The sequence below is a fragment of the Acinetobacter tjernbergiae DSM 14971 = CIP 107465 genome, from assembly GCF_000374425.1.
Taxonomy (GTDB): Bacteria; Pseudomonadota; Gammaproteobacteria; order Pseudomonadales; family Moraxellaceae; genus Acinetobacter; species Acinetobacter tjernbergiae.
Genome location: NZ_KB894363.1, coordinates 1 through 25485, shown reverse-complemented (window position 1 = coordinate 25485; position 25485 = coordinate 1). Strand labels below are relative to the sequence as shown.

At 36.2% G+C, this 25485-nt stretch carries 29 protein-coding genes, 1 tRNA gene and 1 pseudogene; 22 read left to right on the top strand and 9 right to left on the bottom strand.

The window, feature by feature from the left end:
- Window positions 1–111: 111 nt before the first annotated feature.
- The 4 genes from C502_RS0109455 (at window position 112) to rpmE (ending at window position 4219) form a co-directional block, all read left to right on the top strand.
- Window positions 112–2286, top strand: a complete 2175-nt coding sequence (locus C502_RS0109455) for an AmpG family muropeptide MFS transporter (protein WP_018678585.1) — start codon at window positions 112–114, stop codon at window positions 2284–2286.
- Between the two features lie 2 nt (window positions 2287–2288).
- Complete coding sequence (gene gloA, locus C502_RS0109450) at window positions 2289–2690, top strand: lactoylglutathione lyase (protein ID WP_018678584.1); 402 nt, start codon at window positions 2289–2291, stop codon at window positions 2688–2690.
- A gap of 136 nt (window positions 2691–2826) precedes the next feature.
- On the top strand, window positions 2827–3795 hold the full coding sequence (locus C502_RS0109445) for a bile acid:sodium symporter family protein (protein ID WP_018678583.1): 969 nt from the start codon (window positions 2827–2829) through the stop codon (window positions 3793–3795).
- 199 nt (window positions 3796–3994) lie between these two features.
- The gene (gene rpmE / locus C502_RS0109440; protein WP_018678582.1) at window positions 3995–4219 is read left to right on the top strand and encodes a 50S ribosomal protein L31; all 225 of its coding nucleotides are present in this window, start codon (window positions 3995–3997) and stop codon (window positions 4217–4219) included.
- Window positions 4220–4307: 88 nt separating this feature from the next.
- On the opposite strand, the gene C502_RS0109435 is transcribed toward rpmE, so the two are convergent.
- Genes C502_RS0109435 through epmB form a run of 3 tightly spaced genes read right to left on the bottom strand, consistent with a single transcriptional unit; the run spans window position 4308 to window position 9171 of the window.
- On the bottom strand, window positions 4308–6407 hold the full coding sequence (locus C502_RS0109435) for an EAL domain-containing protein (protein WP_023274795.1): 2100 nt from the start codon (window positions 6405–6407) through the stop codon (window positions 4308–4310).
- Window positions 6389–8143 (bottom strand): hypothetical protein, encoded by a 1755-nt coding sequence (locus C502_RS0109430; RefSeq protein WP_018678580.1) that lies wholly within the window; start codon window positions 8141–8143, stop codon window positions 6389–6391. The genes C502_RS0109435 and C502_RS0109430 overlap by 19 nt, the downstream gene beginning before the upstream one ends.
- A gap of 11 nt (window positions 8144–8154) precedes the next feature.
- Entirely contained in the window at window positions 8155–9171 is a 1017-nt protein-coding gene (epmB, locus tag C502_RS0109425) for an EF-P beta-lysylation protein EpmB (RefSeq protein WP_018678579.1), read from the bottom strand.
- Window positions 9172–9257: 86 nt separating this feature from the next.
- Here epmB and efp point away from each other — a divergent pair, with 86 nt between their 5' ends.
- From efp to C502_RS0109385, 8 genes are all read left to right on the top strand, one after another.
- The gene (gene efp, locus C502_RS0109420) at window positions 9258–9827 is read left to right on the top strand and encodes an elongation factor P (RefSeq protein ID WP_004662912.1); all 570 of its coding nucleotides are present in this window, start codon (window positions 9258–9260) and stop codon (window positions 9825–9827) included.
- A 192-nt stretch (window positions 9828–10019) separates the two neighbouring features.
- Window positions 10020–12125, top strand: coding sequence for a carbon starvation CstA family protein (locus C502_RS0109415; RefSeq protein WP_018678578.1), 2106 nt, complete (start codon window positions 10020–10022; stop codon window positions 12123–12125).
- Window positions 12125–12427 (top strand): YbdD/YjiX family protein, encoded by a 303-nt coding sequence (locus C502_RS0109410; protein WP_018678577.1) that lies wholly within the window; start codon window positions 12125–12127, stop codon window positions 12425–12427. Before C502_RS0109415 ends, C502_RS0109410 begins: the two co-directional genes overlap by 1 nt.
- Before the next feature lie 78 nt (window positions 12428–12505).
- A complete protein-coding gene (locus C502_RS0109405; RefSeq protein ID WP_018678576.1) occupies window positions 12506–13465 on the top strand; it encodes an AAA family ATPase in 960 nt (319 codons plus the stop codon).
- Window positions 13466–13478: 13 nt separating this feature from the next.
- Entirely contained in the window at window positions 13479–14381 is a 903-nt protein-coding gene (locus C502_RS0109400; RefSeq protein ID WP_018678575.1) for a DUF58 domain-containing protein, read from the top strand.
- Window positions 14382–14385: 4 nt separating this feature from the next.
- Window positions 14386–16374 carry a transglutaminase family protein gene (locus C502_RS0109395; protein WP_018678574.1) on the top strand — a complete coding sequence of 663 codons (1989 nt, stop codon included), beginning with the start codon at window positions 14386–14388 and terminating at the stop codon, window positions 16372–16374.
- A gap of 34 nt (window positions 16375–16408) precedes the next feature.
- Window positions 16409–16485 (top strand) — tRNA-Val (locus C502_RS0109390).
- A 144-nt stretch (window positions 16486–16629) separates the two neighbouring features.
- Window positions 16630–17649: a tyrosine-type recombinase/integrase gene (locus C502_RS0109385; RefSeq protein ID WP_026315776.1), complete on the top strand. Its 1020-nt coding sequence runs from the start codon at window positions 16630–16632 to the stop codon at window positions 17647–17649.
- 61 nt (window positions 17650–17710) lie between these two features.
- Here C502_RS0109385 and C502_RS0109380 read toward each other — a convergent pair whose 3' ends face one another.
- The 5 genes from C502_RS0109380 to C502_RS0109360 all read right to left on the bottom strand — a co-directional run bounded on the left by C502_RS0109380 (window position 17711) and on the right by C502_RS0109360 (window position 19551).
- Window positions 17711–17977, bottom strand: a complete 267-nt coding sequence (locus tag C502_RS0109380; protein WP_018678572.1) for a hypothetical protein — start codon at window positions 17975–17977, stop codon at window positions 17711–17713.
- 78 nt (window positions 17978–18055) lie between these two features.
- Window positions 18056–18571 (bottom strand): hypothetical protein, encoded by a 516-nt coding sequence (locus tag C502_RS0109375; protein ID WP_018678571.1) that lies wholly within the window; start codon window positions 18569–18571, stop codon window positions 18056–18058.
- Window positions 18572–18672: 101 nt separating this feature from the next.
- The gene (locus C502_RS0109370) at window positions 18673–18954 is read right to left on the bottom strand and encodes a hypothetical protein (protein ID WP_018678570.1); all 282 of its coding nucleotides are present in this window, start codon (window positions 18952–18954) and stop codon (window positions 18673–18675) included.
- Window positions 18947–19198 carry a hypothetical protein gene (locus tag C502_RS0109365; protein WP_018678569.1) on the bottom strand — a complete coding sequence of 84 codons (252 nt, stop codon included), beginning with the start codon at window positions 19196–19198 and terminating at the stop codon, window positions 18947–18949. The genes C502_RS0109370 and C502_RS0109365 overlap by 8 nt, the downstream gene beginning before the upstream one ends.
- A 146-nt stretch (window positions 19199–19344) precedes the next feature.
- On the bottom strand, window positions 19345–19551 hold the full coding sequence (locus C502_RS0109360; protein WP_018678568.1) for a hypothetical protein: 207 nt from the start codon (window positions 19549–19551) through the stop codon (window positions 19345–19347).
- 2 nt (window positions 19552–19553) lie between these two features.
- On the opposite strand from C502_RS0109360, the pseudogene C502_RS18250 reads away from it, so the two are divergent.
- The 7 genes and pseudogenes from C502_RS18250 to C502_RS0109320 all read left to right on the top strand — a co-directional run.
- Window positions 19554–19772, top strand: a pseudogene (locus C502_RS18250) (methyltransferase); the annotation flags it as partial.
- Window positions 19773–20170: 398 nt separating this feature from the next.
- A complete protein-coding gene (locus C502_RS0109345; RefSeq protein ID WP_018678565.1) occupies window positions 20171–20674 on the top strand; it encodes a phage regulatory CII family protein in 504 nt (167 codons plus the stop codon).
- Window positions 20671–20898: a hypothetical protein gene (locus tag C502_RS0109340; protein WP_018678564.1), complete on the top strand. Its 228-nt coding sequence runs from the start codon at window positions 20671–20673 to the stop codon at window positions 20896–20898. Before C502_RS0109345 ends, C502_RS0109340 begins: the two co-directional genes overlap by 4 nt.
- A complete protein-coding gene (locus tag C502_RS0109335) occupies window positions 20885–21241 on the top strand; it encodes a tyrosine-type recombinase/integrase (RefSeq protein ID WP_228129332.1) in 357 nt (118 codons plus the stop codon). The genes C502_RS0109340 and C502_RS0109335 overlap by 14 nt, the downstream gene beginning before the upstream one ends.
- Before the next feature lie 37 nt (window positions 21242–21278).
- On the top strand, window positions 21279–21659 hold the full coding sequence (locus tag C502_RS0109330; protein WP_005053162.1) for a hypothetical protein: 381 nt from the start codon (window positions 21279–21281) through the stop codon (window positions 21657–21659).
- Window positions 21660–22010: 351 nt separating this feature from the next.
- Window positions 22011–22937 (top strand): phage/plasmid replication protein, II/X family, encoded by a 927-nt coding sequence (locus C502_RS0109325; protein WP_005053163.1) that lies wholly within the window; start codon window positions 22011–22013, stop codon window positions 22935–22937.
- A 16-nt stretch (window positions 22938–22953) separates the two neighbouring features.
- A complete protein-coding gene (locus C502_RS0109320; RefSeq protein ID WP_005053164.1) occupies window positions 22954–23160 on the top strand; it encodes a helix-turn-helix transcriptional regulator in 207 nt (68 codons plus the stop codon).
- Between the two features lie 69 nt (window positions 23161–23229).
- Here C502_RS0109320 and C502_RS18245 read toward each other — a convergent pair whose 3' ends face one another.
- Entirely contained in the window at window positions 23230–23571 is a 342-nt protein-coding gene (locus C502_RS18245; protein WP_018678562.1) for a hypothetical protein, read from the bottom strand.
- 485 nt (window positions 23572–24056) lie between these two features.
- Between C502_RS18245 and C502_RS18625 the strand changes: the two genes are divergently transcribed.
- The 3 genes from C502_RS18625 to C502_RS0109295 all read left to right on the top strand — a co-directional run.
- Window positions 24057–24737 carry a hypothetical protein gene (locus tag C502_RS18625; protein WP_018678560.1) on the top strand — a complete coding sequence of 227 codons (681 nt, stop codon included), beginning with the start codon at window positions 24057–24059 and terminating at the stop codon, window positions 24735–24737.
- The gene (locus tag C502_RS0109300; protein ID WP_228129331.1) at window positions 24721–25128 is read left to right on the top strand and encodes a hypothetical protein; all 408 of its coding nucleotides are present in this window, start codon (window positions 24721–24723) and stop codon (window positions 25126–25128) included. Before C502_RS18625 ends, C502_RS0109300 begins: the two co-directional genes overlap by 17 nt.
- A gap of 146 nt (window positions 25129–25274) precedes the next feature.
- The coding region (locus C502_RS0109295) for an IS1/IS1595 family N-terminal zinc-binding domain-containing protein (protein ID WP_018678558.1) at window positions 25275–25485 on the top strand (211 nt) is incomplete at its 3' end.

Sequence of the window (25485 nt, the reverse complement as noted above, 5' to 3'; positions counted from 1 at the left end):
TTGTGTTTTTTATCGGCAAAACAAAACAATAGTTGCATAAAGCAACTTGCAAGCGAGTGCAAGAAACGATTGAATAAGCACATTCACGCTGTTCATGGAAAATAATAACCAATGACAACTCAAGCCACTGGCTGGGCATCCGCATTTAAAGCTTTTTGGGATCGCCGCGCACTGATCATGCTATTTCTTGGTTTCTCCGCAGGGATACCCATTCTATTGATTTTTTCTAGCTTGTCTTTATGGCTAGGTGAGGCAGGAATTGATAAAAGTGCTGTGACATTTTTTAGTTGGGCTGCATTGGGCTACTCTTTTAAATTTGTTTGGGCGCCTTTAATTGATGAATTGCCCGTTCCATTTTTAACGAAAAGTTTAGGTCGCCGCCGTGCTTGGTTGTTGATTGCACAAATTTTAATTATATGTGCAATTTGTATTATGGCATTTTCCGACCCAGCACTTGGACAAAGCTATTTAATCCAAATGGCAGTTGGTGCAGTCTTACTGGGATTCTCCGCAGCGACCCAAGATATTGTGATTGATGCTTATCGTATCGAGCTTGCTGAAAGTGAGATGCAAACGGTTTTAGCTTCAACTTACAACGCAGGTTATCGTATTGGGATGATCGTTGCGGGTGCAGGGGCTTTATTTCTTGCTGCTTATTTGGGAACTGCCAAAGGTAATTATATCTATGAAGCTTGGAAATATACCTATTTGACTATGGCAGCAGTCATGGCGGTGGGTATCATCACCACTTTATGTATTCGTGAACCACAAGTAAATCGCGTTTATAAACATTATAAAACTACAGACTATTATCGCTTGGTCTTTGTGTTTTTTATTGCGGTTGGCACTTTTGTCGTGAGCTATATTTATTCAGGCAATCTAACAGATGCTATCGTTAAAGCAGCAACAATTAAAGACACCGCAGCTTTATTTGGTTTAGAGGCACTACGCTTTTTAACAGCTACAGCAATGGCATTATTGATCGGTTTTGCTCTGGTTAAAATGGGTGTTGTCAATCAGCAGATGGCTAAAGAAACTTGGATTGCACCTATTCTAGATTTCTTTAAACGTTATGGTGTCAAACTTGCTTTAGTGCTTTTGCTATTGATTGGGTTTTTTCGTATCTCTGACATTATTGCAGGGGTGATTTCCAATGTGTTCTATCAAGATTTAAATTTTAGTAAAGAGCAGATTGCCGAAGCAGTTAAAATTTATGGTGTGTTGTTTAGCTTGGTCGGCGGTTTTTTAGGTGGTTTACTTGCACAACGCATGAACATTATGAAATTGATGTTTGTCGGTGCAGTGTTGGCAAGCTCAACCAATTTGATTTTTATTGGCTTGGTCAAATCAGGTAAACCACTAGATCAGGTGGACGTTCAAATCGGTGATCAACATTATCAAGTCGCAACGGACGAAGTTGGTTATTGGAAGCTGCAAGTACCCAATGCCACATTATCAAAAGCAAATGAAGTGAAGTTAAGCACTCAATATCAAAATCAAGCGGACTCTAAAATTCAATTAACCGTCCCTTATTTAGTGAGTTCTCAGCAAGCTCAGATTCAATTATTACCCATCAGTAGTGATGACCATTTAACACCAAAAGAGTTAAAACAAAGCTTGGTGATTAAAGGGCAGCTGGCAGGGATTAAAGCTGAAGACTTAAATGAGGAGAAGCCTGTTGTTCTTCAATTAGATGGTCAAGAATTTGTGACTAAGGTAGATGAAAATGGCGTATTTACAGGTGCAGTGGATGGAAAGTTGTTACAAGCTTCTCCGACTAAAGCCATTACAGCCTTAGTTCACTTAAAAAATAATACTGGAAATGAATTATTTGCAACACGACAGTATCATATTGATACAGCATCTCATGCTGAGATGGCTTTAAATGTAGAGATTCAGCCGATTGCTGTGATTGATCCGAGTCAGTCAGGGATGATCGAACTTTCTGGTAAGGTGATCAAAAGCTATAGTTCTTTGTGGCTGTACTTTGCCATTATTATCGATAATTTGGCTTCAGGTTTAGCAGGTGCGGCTTTTATTGCCTTTTTATCGAGCTTAACCAGTGTGTCATTTACTGCGGTTCAATATGCGATTTTCAGTTCATTAATGACGTTAACCCCCAAATTATTGGGTGGTTATTCAGGAACAATAGTCAGCAATATCGGTTATCCGAATTTCTTTTTAATGACGACGTTAATTGGTATTCCAATTTTAATCCTCGTGGTTTGGGTTGCGAAACTATTACGTGACCATGAGAACCACATCATACAGCAGAAAGGTGAATAACGATGCGCATGTTACATACGATGCTACGAGTAGGTAATTTAGAACAATCTTTAAAGTTCTACACTGAGGTACTTGGTATGACCTTGCTACGCCAGCGTGACTATGAAGAAGGGCGTTTTACCCTGGCTTTTGTCGGTTATGGCGATGAAAGAAATAACACTGTACTTGAGTTGACACATAATTGGGATACGCCTAGCTATGACTTAGGGAATGCTTATGGTCATATTGCGATTGGTGTAGAAGATGCTTATCAAGCATGTGAACAAATCAAAGCACGTGGCGGTAAGGTCGTCCGTGAAGCAGGGCCAATGAAAGGTGGCATCACGGTGATTGCTTTTGTTGAAGATCCTGATGGTTATAAAATCGAGCTGATTCAGCAAGATCAAAACGCACGTAATAATTGATTTTAGGCTTTGTAGTCTAAGATTTTTGATTTAAAGCCTTCGCTTTATTGATACAGCTCAGTATGATGTTTTGATCAAATGGTCAACAATGTCGTATTGGGCTTTATTGTTATTGGTGAATGGATAGGGATAGATTATGTTAAAATTATTGGCATTGGATCGCTTTACAATATTATTAATTGCTATGGTGATACTGGCGACGTTCTTGCCTGTTGCAGGACAGCTAGCGCATTATTTTAATATGCTGACGACGGTTGCTATCGCCATACTTTTCTTTTTGCATGGTGCAAAATTATCACGTGAAGCTGTGCTTGAAGGTATGCTGCATTGGAAAATGCATGCTTTAGTTTTTGCTTTTACTTTTGTGATTTTCCCTGCGATTGGATTACTGGCTAAACCCGTATTAGAACCAATTTTAGGGCAGCAATTGTATTGGGGCTTTCTGTTTATGTGCTTCTTGCCATCTACAGTACAATCTTCAATTGCATTTACTTCTATGGCAAAGGGCAATGTTGCAGGGGCTGTTTGTAGTGCCTCTTTCTCCAATATTATTGGGATGTTTATTACACCTGTCTTGGTAAGCTATTTTATTTTAGGTCAAAGCCAACATGGTTTTGATCCAACAAAATCTATTATTCAGATTACGCTGTTATTGTTGGTACCCTTTATTTTAGGGCAGTTATTACGTCCTTATGTATTTCCTTATATGCTCAAATTACCAAGTTTGGTCAAGGCTTTCGATCAAGGCTCGATCTTAATGGTGGTTTATGGTGCGTTTAGTAGTGCTGTAGTTGCAGGCTTATGGCATCAAGTGAGTGGTTTGACGCTATTTTATTTAACCTTGGCATGTTCTGTATTATTGACGCTTGTGATGTTACTCGCTTTATATTTACCTAAATGGTTAGGCTTTAATTCAGCAGATCAGGTCACAATTTTCTTTTGTAGTTCTAAGAAAACGTTGGCAAGTGGTGTACCAATGGCGCAGATTCTCTTTATTGGGCAACCTTTAGGAATGATTGTGCTGCCAATTATGATTTTTCATCAAATCCAATTAATGGTTTGTGGTGTGATTGCAAATCATTGGGCGAAAACCAATCAAGATTAATTCGCTAATTTGATTTTATTGGCGTATAATGTTCGGCACTTGTTGGCTTTGCTCTGACCTTTATGAGTCTCGGTAAGTCAAAAGAAATGGTCTGTTATGGTATTGATCTGCGAGTTTAAAACTCTGCTTTCCTCACTTTGAGAGTGATCAATTTGCGATAACAGCTTAAGCCTTTCTTTCTCTATTAGGAGCATCGACCATGCGCGCCGATATTCACCCAAAATACACCACATTAGTTGCAACTTGTTCATGCGGTAACGTTATTGAAACTAAATCTGCTTTAGGTAAAGACACTCTTTATCTTGACGTATGTTCAGCTTGCCACCCATTCTATACTGGTAAACAAAAGAATGTAGATACTGGTGGTCGTATCGACAAATTCAAACAACGTTTCTCTGGTATGTCACGTTCTATCAAACGTTAATATCGAGAAATGTAAAAACGGGCAATATGCCCGTTTTTTTATATCCATTAATTGCCCCCGTTTTTTACGGAGGGCTGGAGAGGATATCTTATTGGTCTTGTACGTCAGTTAAACGGTCAAGTTTCTTTTGGAAATAATTACCTTGTAAGAAGCGAGCTTCTACATTCCACGCATTTGCAAATAAAGTCATGTCATTGAGTTCTGTTAATAAGATTTCAACTGGTTTTTGAGCAATAGCATGTAGAATTTTTTCCTGTAATGCCGCCATTTCTTTCTCTGTACCTAACATCTTGGCTAATTTGCTGTGGAAGCTAAGATATTGAGTATCAATTTGCTCAAGAATAGAATTGCTATACAGTGAGTTACCAAAGTGACGAATTGAGATCTCAGCACCATGTTGGCGAAGTGATGCAATTAGAGGTTGAGCTTGTGATAAATTTTGTTGTAGAGCTTGCTCAGAAAACTGTAAAATTAATGGGTGACCTTGTTTACTGCCAATTATCGTCAATAATTTAGCAACTAATTCCGCCAGTTTTCTATCATTTAGTAAAATGTGATGATTAAGATTTACAATCAATTTTGCTTTTGGATATTGGGTAATAAAATTATGTAATTGCTTGCAGGCTTCTACAAGTACCCAACGATCTAATTGTACGGATAACTCTGGGTCATCTTTTAGATCGTCTAGATCCATTAAATCTAACCATTGGTTGTTATAAATAAACCCACCTGATACTTCATAGGTGTGGGTAAATTGGTCTTGCTTATCATAGAGTTGTTGATATTTTAAATGAATGGCACCAGCATCTAATTTGTGTTTTAACTCTTGTAAAAGGCTGAGTTGAATGGTGGTTGGAATATTATCCGTTGTTAGACCAATATCAGCATCAATAGTTGGATTATTCAATACGGGTAATCCAAGTGAAAATGCCTTGCTTAGAATTTGTTCAAAATTTGCTTCATCGACAATCTGTTGATTAAGTTCGTGATACCCTAATTTTAGATGTAATGGGAAAGTGTAATTCTCGGTGACCAGTAACTGAGGTTTTTGTAGGCTATTTAAGCCCATTAGTAACGAGTTTAAGACTGTTTTTGATTCAGCTTGGAATAAACTTACATAAAGTGCCGTACCAATCTGATAAATTGGAATGTTGATTTGTTCTTTAATAAAGTTTTGGATATTGGCAAAGTAGGCCTTAGTACCGCGCCAGTCCGATTGAAAAACTTCATTGGGGCAATTATTTAAGCTAAATAAAACTAATGCATTCGCATTGGCAGGATGGTTTGTTAAATGGCGATTAATTTGTTGTAAAGCGGTATTTATACCTGAAGTTTTTTCGGGTGTAATCAAAATAGGTGTTGCGGGGAGTGCTGTGTTGGTCGTATCTGATGGCTCACATTCAATATTGAGTTGAATTTCATCATCATTTCCTGAAGGTAAAAATTCGACTCGAAGTAGGTTGTTTTTGACAGTTGAATTTTGTGTGCGAATTTCAAAATGTGCTTGTTCAAATTGACCTTGAGAGATTTTTTTAAAACGTAATTTAAATTGACTTAAATCTTCGGGCTGTAACACATCCAAAATTGGTAAACCAATTAACTCTTCTTCATTACTGAAACCGAATAGATGAGCATATTCAGCATTTGCATTGATATGTATCCCTTCTTGTAAAATAGCAACCGCTTTATGACTTTCTGCAACCAAAGATTGTGCTTGGGTTTGCGCTGCTTCTAATTCAGTCAGTAAACGATGCTCAGCTTGAACTAAACGACTATAAGACAAAGATCTAATAATACTAATATAGAAATTTTCTGGTGCTTTTAGATTGATGACATCATAAAGACCTTTATGAATATAATTTTGATATTGTTCTAAATTATAGTCGTCAGGTTCTAGTAATAGAATCGGCAAACTTGGCTGAGCAGAGGCTTGGATTAAGGATAATGTCTGTTCAATTTTTAAATCGTAAGCTCGACCAAAAATGACAATATCCCAAGTGAGATTCAATTGTTTTTCAAAGGCCTTAAGGTCATCAAGTAAGGTTGCGTGAACTTGATGTTCTTTTTGCGCAAAAATCTCTAAAATTTGATTATAACGCAACTGGTTATCATCAATGATGAGTAGGCGCGTTTCTGTCCGTTTTAACTTTTTAGAGAGTAAGGAATTTCTCACTTCAATGCTTCCCATAAATCTTGATCATTTGTATCCATGTTTTTTTGCGCAATAAATTTATGAAGAACAGGTTGTTCTTCTTCATTTAACAACTCAAAGTCAAATTGCACAAAACTTTGGGTAATCAGCTGTGCTGTTAGTAGATACACTTTTATTTCCTCTTTCCCCAATCTTAAATGCACCGCTTGCTGTTCACGAAAAATTTGTGATCCTGGTAAAATTAATGTTGTTTTAGTTTCATCCAAATTTTGATTTTTTAATATCAGTGCTGGATGATAATTACTTATATGCCGATCAGCCTGAATTCTTACAGCACAAGGGAAAATCTCTTGTGCTAAAACCTCTAAGCCGAGTTCTAAACTTTTTTCAGTTGATTGCTTTAACCAACGAATGACACCCCCACGCCAATGACCGTGAGAGGTTTCTTTGACTAAAATATATTCGCCTGTTCTAAGATTTTTTGGTGCTTCCCCTGACCATTTAATACGGTATCCATTGACACTGATATCAAGAATATCAACTTGATAGATAGCTTTATTTTCACGACTTAATCGTTGAATCGATGATTCTTGATTGCCAGATGCATCTTTTTTATCCCAAGTTGATAGAAACTTTGATTCACTTTGTAAACCATAACCATGCTCTAGCAATAAGGTTTCAGAGAAATTTTTTGCCTTTGATAGATAAAAATGGGCAGTCAATAAACCAAAACAAATATGTAGTTGAGCCGAGTATTCATAGCGTTCATGGCGACGTTCAGCCGTTGAGCCTAAAATAGTTTGGACATGGAACTTGAGTGCTGGGGTTAAATAAATTTTTTCATTTTTGGAAATGTATTCAGCATTTTTATGTAATGTTGCGGTTATGTGATCCAATAGACTATACGTACTAATAAAAATATTAGGATTAAATCCAGAGCTTTGTTTTTTATTATAAATAGGTGGGTGGTCTTTAGTCGTATCTACAACATATTTGGTTAAATCAGTCTCTTTGGGTAATAGTTGCAGCATTTTTGCCCAATCGAAGCTACATTGAAATAATGCTTGTATCTCAGATTGGCGAATTTGATTCGTATTAAAAATATCCATCAAAATCAATTGAGCATAGGCTTGAGCAATATTATTGAGGCTATTGGATTTACCTTGAGCTTGTTCTAAGTTGATTTGATGATATTTATGTGTAACGGCTGCATCGTAGAGTTGATGAGCAATCAACCACTGTCCAGCAACAGGCTCGCTATATAACATGTGTTGTTGATATAAGAGTTGGGTTAATTGCTGTAGTGCTTGGAAAGTTGCCAGTGTTCTTGCTGTGTGTAAATTCTTTTTTTGACTCAGGGCAAATATTGAAAATTTTTGATGGTCTAATTGATCATTACTACGGCGAACAATATTGATATAAATGGCTGCAAAATAACAGCGTAGTAGCATTGCAAGTTCAATAATATGTTCATTACGATCAGAACTAATTACACCTTGGTTAAAAAAATTTTTTTCTAGGCTACCTAAAATATTTTCAACAGTTGGGTGTAATGTTTGGATTAAGTCAAAACGTAATGTTTCAGAGCATTCCAATTCACTTAGTTCTAATAAGGCTGCAAACAACGCTTTTGAAGTATCACCTAACTGCATGATAGAAAGCGTTGAAATCCATTCGGTTAAACTTTTTGTGTTTGCATCACAAAAGCTGAGTTTATTCCGGTTTAATACAGTAGGAATTTGAAAAATATCCGAAAATGCATTATTCATCATTGTAATCAGTCTCAGAATGTTTGAACCCCAAAAAGCGGTGTTTTATTTTTTTCGCCCGCAATTTCCCTGACGAGTTTCGGGACTAAATATCCAGCTAAACTCGCTAATACATCACTGTATATATGATCTATCTCTGAAGATCTTAAATCAAAATGTTGAGCACCTTTTACTTTATCCAATACATGCAAGTAATAGGGCATAACCCGCGCTTCAAACAAGCGATAACTTAGTTCTGTTAACGTTGTTGATGAATCATTCACACCTTTAAGTAAAACCGTCTGATTTAACACAGTTATATGTTGCAATGATAACTGTAATAACTTTGAACACGTAAAATCATCAAGTTCTGAAGCATGATTTGAGTGTATCACTACTATAATGCGTAGCCTACTGTTTTTTAAAATAGAAATAAGCTCATCATCGATACGATTTGGAATAACAATCGGAACACGTGAATGAATTCTCAATATTTTGAGTTGTGGTAATGACTCTAATCGCTCCACCCAAAGTGCTATTTTTCGATTAGATAAAGTTAAAGGATCGCCGCCACTGAGAATAACTTCATTAATGGTAGAATTATCCTCAATATATTGTTTTATCTTTAGCCAATCATCATTTTTAGGTAAATTTTCTTGATAAGGGAAATGACGACGGAAACAATAACGGCAATGAATTGCACATGCGCCTGTTAACGTGAGTAGAAACCGTGATTGGTATTTATGTAAAACCCCAGCCATCTGATTGGCTGCTTCTTCACCTAATGGATCTGTGACGAATTCTGGGTGTTCTTCAAGTTCAAGATGATGCGGTAAGACTTGTAAAAGAAGGGGATCAAAGGGATCACCAATGCGCATTTTTCCGACGAATGCACGTGGCACACGTAATTTAAACTGTTCAGATGCCAGGATTGCCCCTGATAATAATTGCTCAGTCGATAATTCCAGCAGATTTAACAACTCTAAAGGATCAGTAATTAGATCACTGAGTTGTGATTGCCAGTTTTGCTCTTGATGTAAATAGTTTATCATGCAATACGTTAAAATAGTGTTAGCCTTAGCTGTGTGTGTAGTCTAGCACTAATAGATTTGAGTTTTAAGTTTGGAGTGAGCCTTTCATGGCCTATTATTCTACAAATGATTTTAAAGCAGGCCTTAAGGTTATGCTTGATGGCAACCCATGTTCAATCATGGAAAATGAATATGTAAAACCAGGTAAAGGTCAAGCATTTAACCGTGTGAAATTACGTAACCTTCGCTCAGGTAAAGTATTAGAAAAAACTTTCAAATCAGGTGACTCTTTAGAAGCGGCTGATATTGTTGAAGTTGAAATGGATTACCTTTACAACGATGGTGAAATGTGGAATTTCATGGATCCTGTATCTTTCGAGCAAATCGCTGCGGACAAAACTGCAATGGGCGATGCTGCGAAATGGTTAAAAGATGATTCTAATGAAAAATGTACGATCATGTTGTTTAATGGCGTACCTTTAAACGTGAACCCACCAAACTTTGTGGTGTTGAAAATCGTTGAAACTGATCCAGGTGTACGTGGTGATACTTCTGGCGGTGGCGGTAAGCCAGCGAAGCTTGAAACAGGTGCGGTCGTACGTGTTCCATTATTCGTACAGCAAGAAGAAAGCGTTCGTGTTGATACGCGTACAGGTGATTACCTAGAGCGTGCATAATCGTAAATGAGTAGCACTGCTACGTAAGTGATACGATTATCGAAGGGATGATTAAACAATCATCCCTTTTTTTATGCCAAAGTATTAGATAAATCATTTTTAATAACAGATAGACTCACAAAGATATTTCTTCTAAAGAAAATATAGAAAGGGAAATCTAAAACTACAGCTTATGTATTTGAGAGGTTCTGAATGGAAAAAATACAAGCAAAGACCACACTATCCTCAAAAATTCTATGGAGTTTAGTCGCCATTATTGGTGCAATTTCATTTGGAATTTTGGCAGTAAGTCGTGGTGAGCATGTTAATGCAGTTTGGCTCGTTCTGGCTGCGGTTTGTGTATATAGCATTGCGTATCGGTTCTACAGTTTATTTATTGCAACCAAAGTCTTTGAATTAAACCCTAAACGTTTAACACCAGCACATCGTTTGAATGATGGTCTGGATTATGTGCCAACCAATAAATATGTTCTATTTGGGCATCACTTTGCTGCAATTGCAGGTGCAGGACCTTTGGTTGGACCCATTCTCGCAGCGCAAATGGGTTACTTGCCGGGAACCATTTGGCTTTTAGTTGGTGTTGTGATTGCAGGTGCGGTACAAGATTTTCTCGTTCTATTTATATCGACACGGCGAGATGGTCGTTCTTTAGGGGAAATGGCAAAGCAGGAGCTAGGTACTTTCGCGGGTGTTATTGTGATGTTGGGTACGCTCGGGGTCATGATCATTATCCTTGCGGTACTTGCATTGGTTGTCGTAAAAGCTTTGGCGCATAGTCCGTGGGGTGTGTTTAGTATTGCAGCAACCATCCCAATTGCATTATTCATGGGCATATACATGCGTTATCTACGCCCAGGGAAAATTGCTGAGGTTTCGATCATTGGTTTTGTGCTAATGATGGCGGCGATTGTCTTTGGCGGTGATGTGGCAAAAGACCCTTACTGGGGGCAATTGTTCACCTTAACTGGAACTCAACTGACTTGGGCATTGATCATTTATGGTTTTATTGCATCAGTATTGCCTGTGTGGTTATTGTTAGCGCCTCGTGATTATCTATCAACCTTCCTTAAAATTGGTGTGATAGCTGGTCTGGCGATTGGAATTATCTTTGCGATGCCTGAACTCAAAATGCCCGCAGTGACGCATTTTGTCGATGGTACAGGGCCTGTATTTGCAGGTAGCTTATTTCCATTTCTATTTATTACCATTGCTTGTGGGGCAATTTCTGGTTTCCATGCCTTAGTATCCTCAGGGACAACGCCAAAGTTGGTTGATAATGAAGTCAACATTCGTATGATCGGTTATGGCGGTATGTTGATGGAATCATTTGTCGGTATCATGGCAATGATTTGTGCAACTGTACTTGATCCGGGGATTTATTTTGCGATTAATGCGCCTGCTGCTGTTTTAGGTACAAATGTTGATACTGCTGCTGAAGCCATTCGTAATCTTGGCTTTGTAGTTCATCCAGAAATGTTGACAGTATTAGCACAGGAAGTCGGTGAAAGTACGATTTTGTCTCGTACGGGTGGTGCGCCAACCTTTGCAATTGGTATGGCACATATCATTTCAGAAATTTTCAATAGCCGTGCAATGATGGCATTTTGGTATCACTTTGCCATTCTATTTGAAGCACTATTTATTTTGACCGCAGTGGATGCGGGAACACGTGCTTGCCGCTTCATGGTACAGGATACAGTTGGGATTGTTGTGCCAGCAGTGAAGCAATCAGGTTCATTCTTTGGAAATTTGGTTGGGACGTCTGTGGCAGTTGCAGGTTGGGGCTTCTTTGTCTATCAAGGCGTGGTTGATCCTCTCGGTGGTATTAACTCCTTGTGGCCATTATTCGGAATTGGAAATCAAATTCTCGCGTCTATGGCATTGATTTTGGGTACGGTTATTTTATTCAAGATGAAGAAAGAGAAGTATGTTTGGGTAACAATTATTCCAACGATTTTCTTATTTATTACTTCTATGACAGCGGGTTGGCAAAAGATTTTCCACGAAAATCCGAAGATTGGCTTCCTTGCTCAAGCGAATCGTTTCTCTGATGCCATTGCACGTGGAGATGTTCTTGCACCTGCGAAGTCAGTTGCTGAAATGCAGACCATTGTGATGTCGAATCAGATTAATGCGGTGTTATGCGGATTTTTCATGATTGTTGCAATTGTTATGATTATTGCATCGATTGGAATTATTCGCCGTGCTTTAAAAAGTCCTGTGCCAACTGTAAATGAAGCGCCTGCAGTATTCACGGAAACTGCGATGACAGCAGAAACAGTGAGGGGAGAATCGTGATGGATTTTAAAATTGCTCGGCAAGGACGTGCTGTGATTGTGAAGATTATTAAATTCACCATCATGTCACAAAAGCATTTGATCTTTTCACCTAAAAATTGGTCTCGTATTGCAGTGTTATGGCAAAACTTGCAAAAAAGTTTTCGTTTGATGGTGGGTGTACCTGATTATGAAAATTATGTAAAACACATGCAAGCGCATCATCCAGATTTAACCCCAATGGATGCCAAGACTTTCTATCGCTATTGTGTTGATGCACGTTACCCATCGTCAGGTGGGAATTTGAAAAAATGCCCTTGCTAGAAATTATTTGATTTCTTTGAAAAAAAACTAAAACAGTGTATGTTGAATCATGCACTGTTTTAGTTTGGGGATAGAGTTATGTGGGGCATGGAAAACGCTTCTGTTCAAGAGAAAAAACAACAAAATCAAGAAGTAGAACAACATATTAAGCATTTTAGTCAGAAAGTTGAACGTTTTTTACTTGAAGTGAATCAGCTTATTTTAGATAAACCCCAGCAAACTAAATTGGCGTTGACTTGCTTATTGGCAGGTGGGCATGTGTTGTTTGAAGATTTACCGGGATTAGGTAAAACGACTCTAGCCAGTGCCTTAGCTCGTCTAGCAGGGCTGCATTTTCAGCGGATTCAATTTACCAATGACATGTTGGCGAGTGATGTGATTGGCATTAATATTTTTAATCAAAAAGAACATCTATTTGAGTTTAAAAAAGGTCCAATTTTTACTCAGATTTTATTGGCAGATGAGATCAACCGTTGTAGCCCAAAAACACAGAGTGCATTGCTCGAAGCCATGGAAGAAGGAGCAGTCACTGTTGATGGAACTCATTATGAATTACCACAACCATTTTGGGTGTTGGCAACGCAAAATCCACTATTTCAAAGTGGAACTTATGCTTTGCCTGAGTCGCAACTTGACCGTTTTTTGATGCGTTTATCGCTTGGTTATCCATCTCGCCAAGCAGAAAAACTACTGTTACAGCAAAGCTCACGTCAGGTTTTAATTCATCAATTAGAAGCAGTATTTACGCAAGTTGATATTTTGCAATTACGTGAATTGGCGAAACAGGTTTTTTTAAGTGATGCTGTACTCAATTATATTTTAGATTTGGCTGCTGAAACACGTAAACAACGTCATGGCTTATCAACACGTGGTGTATTGGCATTAAAAGCTGCTGCACAAGCTTATGCACTGGTTGAAGGTCGTAGCTTTGTAACCACTGATGATGTGCAAACCGTTTTTGTTGCCGTGGTTGCCCATCGTTTAAGTTTAGGTGAAATAGAGGTAAAACAAATTTTGCAATCAGTTGATGTCTTATAGTTGAGATTGGCTTATGCAAAGGATTCAGCAGTGGATTGCGAAACGCTTTCAAGTTGATGGGACTAAAACCCTGTTACAGAAAGATGTTTTGGTTTTTATTTATAAGCAAGGTTTTTTATATCTCGTTCTGATTCTAATTACTTTTATTGCAGGTATTAACTATGCAAATAACTTGATTTTAGGTTTTTGCTTTTTAATTAGCGCCATTTTATGTATTAGTTTTTATCTCACCTTCAAGCAATTGCATGTTTTAAAAATTGATCTGATTGCAGCTGAGGTTGGGCAAGTCGATCAGCCTTTAATTTTAAAACTTCGGTTGAATCAGCCATCGGTAATGACCCGATATTTACGTATCCAATGGCTGCAACAAGAGCAACTCATTTACTTAGATCAGCAACAACATACGCTAGAACTTGCTTTTTTTCCAAAGCAGCGTGGTTTATATGAATTTGGTGCGATGAAAATTTATTCGACCTATCCTTTAGGTTTGGTACGAGCGTGGACTTATTTATATCCGAAACATAAAGTTTGGATTGCACCTAAAGCTTATGACTGGCAAAAAGAACATAAAAATCAACCAACCAACGCCAATGATAGCTTAGATGAATTTAAGGAACTTAGAGCCTTTCAACAAGGTGATTCTTATCAAAATGTGGCATGGAAGCAAGTTGCTCGAGGACAGGGTTTTTTTATCAAAATGTTTGAGGCTCAAGCCAATCATCAACATTTAGAAATTGATTATCAAAAAATCCCTGCGCAAAGTCATGAGGAAAAATTAAGCTTTATGATGGGCTTAATTGAGCAATGTGAACAACTTGGTGATGATTATGCATTGATACTGCCACATGCAAGATTAGAAAGTGGTCAGGGGCGGATACAGCTTCTTCAAGCAAAACTTTTACTTGCACAGGCTTAAAATCATGACCAAACAAATCTATTTTTGTATTTTAGCTGTATTGGCATTTGTATTAATTGGGCAAGTGGCTTTTATTCCTATGACATTGAGTGGGTTGTGGGGTGCTATTTGGCTCATATTGGTCTGGAGATATAGCAAACAAAAACTTGCACCATTTCCGCGACTTATTTTAGTTTTTTTCTCTTTATTATCTTTAGGTCTGATTTATTTAAATTATCAGACTTTACTCGGGGTGGAAGCCGGAGTCGCTTTTTTAAGTGCTTGTTTATTTGCAAAAAGTTTGGAAACCAAAAATACCCGTGATTTACTAATTGTATTCAATTTTGCCTTATTTGTTAGTGCCAGTTTATTGTTACATAGTCAGGCATTTTGGATGGCTGTTATTGTTTTTTCAGCATTTGTGATGTGTTTGATGGGACTATATCGGATTCAAACTGGTCTATTTAACCAGCATCAATTATCATCAAATCAGTTAAAAAATGATGTCAAACAAATTCTAAAGTTGGTCGGGATTGCGACGCCGTTCTTTATTATATTATTCATTTTCTTTCCTCGTTTGCCACCTCTTTGGGCAATTCCAATTCATAAAGATCGAGCAATTACAGGGATCAGTGATCGTATGTCTCCAGGAGATATTGCGCAATTATCACAATCATCGGCTTTGGCTTTTCGTGTTGTTGCGGATATGAGACAACTACCAAATAGACAAGAGTTGTATTGGCGTGCTTTGGTTTTGGATGAATATGATGGAACCACATGGACCAGTAGTTTTTATAATCAGCAAATTAAAAATGTGGACTCAACTTCATATCGCGTTGCTTATCAATATTTAGCTGCTGATGAGCAGGCAAATTGGATCATGGGCTTGGAATATTCCATTCCACAAGAGCGTTATTTACAATTATATCAAGATGATAGTATACGACCATCAAAGCTGATTAAACGTAATCAACCCATACAAATGTTTTGGTTGGGGCGAACATCAGCACCATCTATTTTACTATCGCCACGCAAAATTGAATTTAATACTCGATTTGATGAGGATCGTGATCAAAAAGCACAACAATTAGCCCATCAACTGTTTGAACAAAGTCAGAAACAGCCTGAGAAATATATTCAAACGGTGTTGAATTGGTATAGAACGAATAACTTCGTTTATACGCTGACCCCTGGAACATTAAGTGGGGATCGCATAGATCAATTTTTGTTTTCTAGTCGAAAAGGTTTTTGTGAACATTATGCATCTAGTTTTGTGATGTTGATGCGCTATGCAGGGATTCCTGCCAGAGTTGTGACAGGTTATCAAGGTGGACAGTTTGCATTAGATCGAGAAAGTTGGGAGGTTCGTCAACTTGATGCACATGCATGGAGTGAGGTTTACCTGCACGGTCAATGGAAAAGGATTGATCCTACCGCAATGATTGCACCACAACGTATCGATGGTGGAATGCAGAATTATCTAGCTGAAGATCAGCAAGTTTGGGGAGATACACAGGCGCAAACATGGCGTTTACAGCAATTTAAATTTTTGAAAAATATGCGTGTTTGGAGCGACTATTTAAGTTATCAATGGCAGTCCAAAGTTGTGGGTTATGATGCGGAAACACAAAAAAATTGGTTATCTAAACTAGGCTTTAATTCAAGTTATAGTTATGTGGTGATCTTAATTATGGGTATTGCAGGAATTTTAGCTGTGTATGTTGGCTTCTATTGGTGGAGGCAAACACGGCAGCAAGCGTTATATCAACGCATTGTTATGCAATTTCAAAAGCAGTTGCCTAAGCATTTGCATAAAAAACCAGCAGAAACATTTCAAGTTTGGATGCTGCGTTTATCGAATTTAAGTGGTGATCAGCAATTATTTCAGCAAGTTATTGTTTTATATCAAAAAATTGTGTTTTTAGAGCAGGATAGCCAGCAAAATATTCAAGAATTTAAAAAATTGCTTAAAGTCTGTGCGATTGAAATTAAACAATCTCAAAATAACTTGTGATAATTTTTAAAAATGAATATCATGCTTGCATCCTAGGTGTATAGCTCAGTTGGTTAGAGCGCTACGTTGACATCGTAGAGGTCAGCAGTTCGAGTCTGCTTATACCTACCAAGATATATCAAAGACTTATAAGCGAATCAGTAGCTTATAGGTCTTTTTTTATGCCTATCGTTGCGTTTTAATCTTGGTATTGTTGGAATTTTTGTTAAAAAATGGCAATATTTACAAGTTAAACGTGTCAAGAATGTGTCAAGAATGAAGCTGCCAGTTGCACGAAAAAGAGGAGATACATATGCAATCTCTATTTCATACGAAAAAAAGAGATACTATTGTACTCGTGACACTGCAAAAGAATGTGAGCAGTGGGCAGCATTAAAGCTATTAGAATTGAAAGCACAAACAAAAATTGAAAATGGTGAGTTAAAGCCAAAATTTTTGTTTCGTGATCTTAATACAAAATACTATCAAGATGTAGGTCAATTCAATTCGTCTAAATCATCACGAGCTTGGATCGCTGGTCAGTATAAAAACTTTGAAATGAAATTTGGTGCTTTGGCACAAAAGTCTATTTATGACATTACTCCGAAAGATTTGACGCACTGGAGAAATAAGCGTCTAACTGAAGTAGGGGAAAATACAGTTCTTAAAGAGATTTCACATTACAGTGCAATGTTTACTTATGCTCAAAAAGAATTGTTCTTGCTTGATGAAAATGCTTGGATGTTAATCACTAAGCCGAAAAAACCAAAAGCGCGTGATCGGCGTATACATCCATCTGAAATCGAACTGATTTTAAAAGTTCTTGATTATGAACATGGCAGGCAACCAGTTTTATCACAGCATTATGTCGCTTGGGGTTTTTTGTTTGCGCTCGAGACAGCTATGCGTCGTGGTGAAATTTTGGCAATGGAAAAGAAAGATATCTTTGATGGGCATGTGCATTTGCCAAAGACGAAAAATGGCGAGTCAAGAAACGTTCCTCTTTCTGAAGAAGCAAAAGCATTGCTTGCATTGATCAAGCATGATGGCCGCAGAATCATTCCGCAATCTGAAAATGCATTTCGTTTGATGTGGGAAAAAAGAAAGGTGACTGTGGGGCTTAATGAGCTGCATTTTCACGATACACGACATGAAGCAATCACACGTATGGTTCGAGTAAGAAAGCTTCCAGTTGAGATTCTAGCGAAAATCACAGGGCATAAGAAAATAGATGTGTTGGTGAATACTTATTACAATCCGAATGCCGCTGATTTGGTTGAAGCGTTTAATAGTTAAAACTAAGCCCGCATATAGCGGGCATTCTGATTTATCAAATTAGAGCTAAATATCCATATTTTTATGCTAATACAATATTGAGTTTACTTAGCTGTGTATTAATATAAGCATTCGTTTCATCTGCAACTTTTTGCATATTTTCATCGCGCCATAATGAGTTTACCTTAGTATCAAAGTTTGGAGCTTTTTTACTAATAGTCTTTCTATTTATTCTGCAATGCCATACACATTTTCCATTTGGAAATCGTTCCCAGTGGAATGCTTCTTGAGGAGCTATATTCCAAATTTCTGTAATTGAAACAGCAGTGTTAGTTGTTAATCTTTTCATAATATTGCCTCTTTAAATAAAATGGCTATACGGAATAACGTGTGGAAAAGTTATAAAAACCAATCCAGACGAAACGACTTATTGAGTGGAAACTTCAAGATCATCAAGTTCTTCTTCAACGCTGTTACGCTTTATTAATGATTGCTTCCAATCACTATGCAGATTGAAGTTAGGGGCTTCTTTCATTGAAATATCTTTACCCCAAAAATCACCACGTTCTGAAAGGTGTGGCTCATTTTTTGTGTACCAAGCATCTCCATCAGCATCCACACTGTAATATTTGTAATCAGCATCAATCCCGATAAATACAGCTTCTTCACGCCCAAATGCAGTGATTTTTAACTCTGCTAGTGTGATTTCTTTATGTTTATTAGCATTGAAGTACCCAAGAGCCGAGTTAGGACTAAGTAAATCAGCTCCTTCAACATCAAAATAATCAGCGAGAATGCGCCCATCTTCGTATGTGTATAGATATGGTGCTGTGCAAGGTTCGGTGCAATTACCGCCCCATTGATAGCCTAATTTGATGAATGCAAACCATGCTTGTGTAAATTCTGAATGGTCTGCCAATTTGATTTTTAGTGCTTGTTTCATGATAGTTACCTTTTTAAATTACACACGTTATTCCGAAATACGGATTTTTCTTAAAACTTAAATTCCACTACTTATTCCGCATAGCCAATAAAATAAGTGAATTAATTGATACGTTTTGCACCGCGTCGAATTTTGGTGTTTTTCAAAATTGCATCGGCTGCATCTGGATCATAAAGATGTTTGCCGTTGCTGCCTTGGTTGATTGCTGCGCACTTTGTGCGGATCGTTTCATCTGACAAGCTATATTTAGAAACTAGATCAGCAACTGAAACTAACTTTTTCTTTTCAAGCTTTAGGGCTGTAATAATTCCGCCAAGGATTGATTGCCCAAGTACCAATTGTGGTGCTGAATCAACTTCTATGGTAATGATGATCTCAGGCATCTTCACCACCAGTTTTTTGGTGAATTTCATCAAGTAACTCAGCAAACAATTTCATGCCTTCACGTAAATGATTTGCGTATTTCTGTGGTGCTGGATCAACGTATTTAAAGCGACCATTTTCCTGAAATGGAATTGGTGGTGTTAAGTGAGCAGCCAAATAAACGCTAACAATTTGCCCGCCAATCGCTGATTCAATTTTTGTGATGATTTGAGGCTGTTCAAGCATTTCTGTATATGTAGTCATATGATTCCTCCTTCATCGCCAGCAATAGCCGCATGAACGACATTCAGCTTGTGAACCTGAACTTGAATGACTACAACCAAATGAGATCTGAGAGCTGTAACACTTAGGGCATATGAGGTTTGAACTAAATTCGATGCTTATGATTTTCATGCCACTTCTCCCAAAACCACAACATCACTTGGAAAGCACAGAAAAGTACGGCCATCATCTAAACGTCCAAATACTCGGCCATCTTCAAGACGATCTACAACACCAGTACCCGTAAAACGTTTACCCGAAAAAATTGTGTGCGATTCACTAATAAAATCTACTTTGACTTTAGAGCCAACTTTTAGCTCAGCACTGTGGCTCAAGAATGATGTGGTTTGATCATAAAAATCCTTTGGCAACGTTTTGTGATATCCGAACCGAGCAACATACACTTTGTGATGGCCGCTCACTTGAAGTTAATCCAGATATTGAAATGGATTTTAGAAATATGCCTTTCAATGATGGACAGTTCAATTTAGTTGTATTTGACCCCCCACATCTATTTAAAGCAGGAAAGAAAAGTTGGCTAGCTTTAAAGCAGGGATCTAAAATTTTTTTATTCATCACTTATCTCCCAAATGACGAACATAAACCGCATGTTCGTTTGCATTTTGGAATTGTGCTTGGTATGCAATAGCACGTTCTGCATCTTGATCAATTGAATGCGCGCAGCTTTTTAAACTTGAAAAAACTACAAATCCAAGCAATAAAAAAACTGAGATATAAAACGAGGTGCTCAAAAATGCGGTACATCATCGTCATATTTGCGTACTCATTTACGCCATCGTTACAAGATTCCGCGCCCAGAGCTAATGCAGGCTTTGGCTGATCATTCTGAAAATCGTTTCTCATACGCTGATATTGTCCGCTGGTTCTATAACTTAGAAGTAGCTTAAATCCATATAAAAAATAAAAAAATGAATGAATTGGGAGATTTTAAACATGGTTCTTTCTTTAAATGAGCGTCGTGAACGTGCTGTGATGCCACTCGAATTAGCAATAAAAGCTGCTGTCAGTAATTCTGATAAAGATGATTGCTTGATGGCACTGATTGCAGATAAAAACGGTTTTAATATCAATACTTTTCGGAGTTCTATAAATCCAACGACTCCAACGCACAAAGCGAATATTCATCATTTTGAAGCCATTCTTTCTGAGACAAAAGATGCTCGGATTATGGACAGTATTTGCTCTATTCATGGAAATGCTGCTTGGTTTGAGTTGCCAAAAATTCAAATGCTATCCAGTGCTGATTTCATTCTTAAAGTCGGGAAATTGGCGCATGAGAACGGAGACCTGGTGCAATCAATTGTTGCTGCGATTAAAGATAACGTGATTACAGATGATGAGTTGGCAGTTATTCGCAAAGATGCTTATGACTTGATTCGTATAGCAGCGACTTTACTTGCAATGGCTGAATTGCATCATGAGGGGAAAGGCTTATGAATGCATATAAATATGTGAAAGAAATGGGTTTGGAGCAATCGAAAGAACATACGCTTGTACTTGCTTATATCGAAAATTATGAAGACCTTAATTTGCTTCAACAAGCCATTGCTGATTTTGAAAATATTGAATTTTATGGTGGTTTGGAAGTTGTTAAGCAGAAAGTTAAGCGCGCTAAATTAAATGGTTGGTTTTGTATATCTGCTTCATGTGAAGACGGTTAGACAAGCCATCACATTGTTAAAAGAGTTAGAGCAATATCGAACGGAATCTGATTTATTATTTGCAGGTCGAAATAGCCTAAGCCAACCTATTTCGGATAACACCTTTAATATGGCATTAAATCGTATGGGGTATAAAGGGCGTCAAAATCCTCATGGCTTTAGGCATATTGCAAGTACTGCATTAAACAATCAGTTTAGTGATAAAGAGCAAGTTGTTGAAGCTTGTTTAGCCCATATGAAAAAGGGTGTAAAAGGTGCTTATGATAAAGGATCACACCTTGAGGAACGTGTTGGAATGATGCAATGGTGGGCAGATTATGTTGATCAGTTATTAGAAGATTAGGCTGGATTTTTATAACTTTAGCTTTGAGGTATTTTATATGAAATTGTTTTTTAATGATTTAAGTCTTTGTGATGGCATTCGAAAAGTTGAATTATCGAATATTCATAAGCATGAAGAAATTATTAATGTACTTGATCCAGAATCAATAATGGCTGAATCAACTGGTGAAAATGAGATAGTGTTGATTCAGGCGGAAAGAAACTGGTCAGGCTTTGGGCTGTTTTATCCAACGCAGAGTATGATAGCTAAGTTGGCATTAATGAAGAATATACCTAAGATTTTTCTATTAGATAGGCATGATTCTGCTATTAGTGTATTCAACGAGATTGGCAAAGTTGTATTTGATTGTGCAGAGTACGAGAGGGAAGTAGCTAAACTAGTTTTCTATGGGGCATACATTTATGATGAAGATGAATAGGTAGACAGTTTAATGTGAATTTTAAATTATGTGAATAAGTAGCAAATACGCTTGAGAATTTTGTAAGTAAATAACAAGAAAATATTAAATAAAAAATAATTATAAATAAAGTGGTTTTTGAAAAATTTGACAAATATGAGAAGTGCTATTAATATGCGCCACCTCAGAGTGATAGAGTCATTAATTTATTTCTACTAATACTATGTTTAAGTAATAAAAATAATAAATTTTGAAGTTGAGAAATTTAGTTAAATATCAATTTATATCTATATTAAGAGTACATTTGTGTCATAAAGAATAATTTAAAACTATATCACTAATTATTAATCATCCAACTAAAGAGAACTTGTTATGAAAAAAGAAAGAATACACATTGATAAAATATCTATTAAAATTGAAATTAATCATGATCCAAAAAAAATATCATCATGTTATCAAATTTATAGTAATGATAAATATAGTTTTGATGACGCAGTTATTTCATACAAAGCAAAGAAAGTAAGTTCTGAGTTTGATAGTGTTATTAAGATTCAATCATTTTGCACAAAAGATGAAACTAGCACTGGTTTAAAGCTTTCTGGCAATCTATACAAATTTTTGTATGGCCATAATGTGACAGGCAACAGTGATATAATTGATTTAATTTTAAAAACAATAGATAAATTAAAACATATGAATTTAGTTCAACCAACAGATAAACAGTTAGAAGCTATTAGGCTCGGTCAATTTAGAATTCATAATATTGATATTAAGAGAGATATAGTTTTCGAAAGTAAGCAAAATGCTTTGCAATATTTATCTCATCTTAAGAAAAATGCTACTTATACGCATAAAGAAAAAGCAATATTTGAAAATGGTATCTATTTTGGCCTTGGCTCTAAGCGTTGGCATATTTGTAATTATTACAAGGGACGTGAAGTTGAAGTAAATGCAAAGAAATCTAAGACAAGCAGAGAGTTAAAAGCTTTAGCAGATTTAATGATTCGTCAAGAAATAAGAATTCATTCAAAACAACTTTCGACATGGGACCTGAGGTTTGGTCATCAATGGTTAGATTTTAAAAGTATTGATATTTTTTTTAGTAACTTGTTTGAGAAAACTCGTATTCCAACAATAGAACTAAAAAATTCAAATAATAGTATCACTGATAATAGTGATAGAAAGTTTTACAATTGTGTTATCAATGGTGACTATGAAAATCTTTTTTCTAAATCAACTATTAACAGAAAAAGAAAAAGATTTTTAGAAGAATATAACATAGATATTAAAAGCTTATAAATAGAGGTATTAAATAATGAGAAAAATAAGAATAACAAAAAAAGAAGTATGTTATATACTTTCAATAAAAGCAGATAAGTTAAGAAAACTAATAATAGAAGATGATACTTTTCCTCGTCCAATTAAAGAGGGTAATACCAGACAGGCAGCAGTATATTTTGATATGAATGCGATTGAAGAGTGGTGGGGTAATAAATTAACTAATTCAGTTCAATTAATTTAATAAGATGAAGAAAGCAAGATATTTTGAATATCTTGCTTCCTTTCTAAAAATTATATTAATCATAATCGGTTACTTATCAGATAAAGCGATGATCATATCTCTAATAATTTTTTTATGCGATGCTGAAAGTTTGAGATAAGCTTCAAATACATCTTTATCTCTATAGCCTAATTCTTTTTGCCACAACTGATCACGTTCTTTTATTGCTTTTTGGATATTTTTTTCAAAGACCAGTTCTTCAGGAGGCACTTCTAACCATTTTGCCAATGTTAATAATTTATCACCAGATGGTATCGCTTCACCTATAAGCCATTTACGTACGCCGTGCAGAGTCATCGGTTTACCAGAGTAGTTCAAATTGAACTCTCTTTCTAGAACCGAAGCTTTTGCTTCATAGCCTTTTGATCGCATTGCTAAAGTTAAGCGCTTTGCAAATAAGGTTTTTTCATCATCATCTTTTTCATCTCCTCAAAATAAGCAGCTTAACTAATATTTACGTAACTATTGATTGAAATTACGTAAATATGTAAACTTTGATTACGTTTGTGGTTTAGCCTGTTCGCTTGGGGAAGACATGATTAAAAACACTCCATTGTTTATTCAAAAGATAACGACACTTACTTTGTTCTCTTTATTTTTTTCTTTACTCATATCATTTCTTGATCAGGCGGGCTTAAAAAATGAATCAAGTGGATTATCAATTTTAGCGATATTAATAGCTAATATCATTATAGGCTTAATATTTTTTACTTTAATTTATTTTTTATCAAAAAGAAAAAAATATAGCAAGATTCTCTTTAATTCTATTGTTAGTACTAGGTATATTGGCATATGTATTTTCACTAATAGTTGATCATTACTCAATTTTTCAAGGATCGCTATACCTATTATCTATATTGGTAGATATTTATACGCTAATTTTATTAATTAGTGATGAAGTAAATGGTTTTATCAAGTCTGGCTATGTTAAAAATGAAGTTAAAGGGAGCTATAAAGCATGGTTCTCAGTAGTATCAAGTGTAATTTTTATTATGATTGTTGGTGCAAAAATTTTAAATAAATATGACTTAAAAAATCAGGATCATATGGAACAAGAAAATATTAAACAATTATCAGCTAATAGACCTATAGAAAACCATAGTGAAGATAATTCGACTGAAGAAAGCAGTTATGTGACTCAAAGTTCAACATGGGAGGATAATCCTGACTTTAGAGATGAAGGAATAGATGATGAAAATAACTCAGATCAAGGAAATTTTTCTAATAATATTGAAGAAGGTCAGCCAATTGGAGTTAAATTTAGTATTAATACTTATGCTACTTCACTCTACGATAAAGAAACATACAATATTGTTATACAAGCAGTGTCTGATAAGGAAGTGACTATATATGATGTTATTTTAAATAGAGGTAATAGATGCAGAATTTCAGAATATGCTAAAAATAATAAACTTCCAATTACTTTGAAATTTGGAGAATATACAGAGTTATCTATTGGGAATTGCGATGCTCAAATGGTTCGTGAAATAGTAGTAAAAACAAGTTTAGGGAATTATCAATTTGGTTCACAAAGCTAATTTTAAACAAAGATATTTATTAAATGGGAGATGTAATAAGGTGAAGAAATTTTTTATACTTAGCTGTCTGGCATATTTTTCTTGTGGCGTCACTTTTGCTAATAAAGAAGCCCTAAAGCCAGCAAACGGCGAGCAGCCAACTTATTGTGAACAACTAGTTTCATTACATGGTTTATTGAGTCGTGCTCAACTTCAATGTGGTTATACTCAATATAATCAAGAACTCATTGATGACTCTCGCAAATGCTTTGAGCATGAATTGGGAAGTAAACGCGGTACTGAAGTATTAAAGTTTGGTATGAGAGAATTTGATAGAAATGAATCTAAGCAAGGTCGTAAGGCTATCTGTGCTGATTTGTTGAAATCTTTTCCAGAGTATATTCGAAAATAATTTATTTATACGAAAAGCAAGATTGATAAGAATCTTGCTTATAAATTTTATTGCTGACATCTACCTTTAGAAATTGGGTAGTGTCCAAAATCAACGTGTTTTAATCTAGAATAAAAATGGAAACGCCTGAGCAATAGACCTTAAATATGATCATAGAAACGATAAGCTATGTATGTACCCGTTGCCAATCAGCAAATATCTATAAGAATGGGCACAACCAAAGTGGGAATGCACAGTTCAGATGTAAAGATTGTGGTCGATCAAGTGTGCTCAAACCTAAAATCAAATACACAGAAGAGCAAAAAGAACTCATTATGAATACTTATCTTGAACGAGGTAGTTTAAGAGGCATGCAAC

What these genes read in the sequence shown, in the direction of transcription:
- efp (WP_004662912.1), top strand. Translation starts at nt 9,258, where the DNA reads ATGGCCTATTATTCTACAAATGATTTTAAAGCAGGCCTTAAGGTTATG.
- C502_RS0109320 (WP_005053164.1), top strand. Translation starts at nt 22,954, where the DNA reads ATGAGAAAAATAAGAATAACAAAAAAAGAAGTATGTTATATACTTTCA.
- C502_RS0109325 (WP_005053163.1), top strand. Translation starts at nt 22,011, where the DNA reads ATGAAAAAAGAAAGAATACACATTGATAAAATATCTATTAAAATTGAA.
- C502_RS0109400 (WP_018678575.1), top strand. Translation starts at nt 13,479, where the DNA reads ATGCAAAGGATTCAGCAGTGGATTGCGAAACGCTTTCAAGTTGATGGG.
- C502_RS0109380 (WP_018678572.1), bottom strand. Translation starts at nt 17,977, where the DNA reads ATGAAAAGATTAACAACTAACACTGCTGTTTCAATTACAGAAATTTGG.
- C502_RS0109455 (WP_018678585.1), top strand. Translation starts at nt 112, where the DNA reads ATGACAACTCAAGCCACTGGCTGGGCATCCGCATTTAAAGCTTTTTGG.
- C502_RS0109345 (WP_018678565.1), top strand. Translation starts at nt 20,171, where the DNA reads ATGGTTCTTTCTTTAAATGAGCGTCGTGAACGTGCTGTGATGCCACTC.
- C502_RS0109405 (WP_018678576.1), top strand. Translation starts at nt 12,506, where the DNA reads ATGTGGGGCATGGAAAACGCTTCTGTTCAAGAGAAAAAACAACAAAAT.
- C502_RS0109385 (WP_026315776.1), top strand. Translation starts at nt 16,630, where the DNA reads ATGAAGCTGCCAGTTGCACGAAAAAGAGGAGATACATATGCAATCTCT.
- epmB (WP_018678579.1), bottom strand. Translation starts at nt 9,171, where the DNA reads ATGATAAACTATTTACATCAAGAGCAAAACTGGCAATCACAACTCAGT.
- gloA (WP_018678584.1), top strand. Translation starts at nt 2,289, where the DNA reads ATGCGCATGTTACATACGATGCTACGAGTAGGTAATTTAGAACAATCT.
- C502_RS0109330 (WP_005053162.1), top strand. Translation starts at nt 21,279, where the DNA reads ATGAAATTGTTTTTTAATGATTTAAGTCTTTGTGATGGCATTCGAAAA.
- C502_RS0109445 (WP_018678583.1), top strand. Translation starts at nt 2,827, where the DNA reads ATGTTAAAATTATTGGCATTGGATCGCTTTACAATATTATTAATTGCT.
- rpmE (WP_018678582.1), top strand. Translation starts at nt 3,995, where the DNA reads ATGCGCGCCGATATTCACCCAAAATACACCACATTAGTTGCAACTTGT.
- C502_RS0109395 (WP_018678574.1), top strand. Translation starts at nt 14,386, where the DNA reads ATGACCAAACAAATCTATTTTTGTATTTTAGCTGTATTGGCATTTGTA.
- C502_RS0109415 (WP_018678578.1), top strand. Translation starts at nt 10,020, where the DNA reads ATGGAAAAAATACAAGCAAAGACCACACTATCCTCAAAAATTCTATGG.
- C502_RS0109410 (WP_018678577.1), top strand. Translation starts at nt 12,125, where the DNA reads ATGGATTTTAAAATTGCTCGGCAAGGACGTGCTGTGATTGTGAAGATT.
- C502_RS18245 (WP_018678562.1), bottom strand. Translation starts at nt 23,571, where the DNA reads ATGCGATCAAAAGGCTATGAAGCAAAAGCTTCGGTTCTAGAAAGAGAG.
- C502_RS0109340 (WP_018678564.1), top strand. Translation starts at nt 20,671, where the DNA reads ATGAATGCATATAAATATGTGAAAGAAATGGGTTTGGAGCAATCGAAA.
- C502_RS0109365 (WP_018678569.1), bottom strand. Translation starts at nt 19,198, where the DNA reads ATGACTACATATACAGAAATGCTTGAACAGCCTCAAATCATCACAAAA.
- C502_RS0109370 (WP_018678570.1), bottom strand. Translation starts at nt 18,954, where the DNA reads ATGCCTGAGATCATCATTACCATAGAAGTTGATTCAGCACCACAATTG.
- C502_RS0109435 (WP_023274795.1), bottom strand. Translation starts at nt 6,407, where the DNA reads ATGGGAAGCATTGAAGTGAGAAATTCCTTACTCTCTAAAAAGTTAAAA.
- C502_RS0109430 (WP_018678580.1), bottom strand. Translation starts at nt 8,143, where the DNA reads ATGATGAATAATGCATTTTCGGATATTTTTCAAATTCCTACTGTATTA.
- C502_RS0109375 (WP_018678571.1), bottom strand. Translation starts at nt 18,571, where the DNA reads ATGAAACAAGCACTAAAAATCAAATTGGCAGACCATTCAGAATTTACA.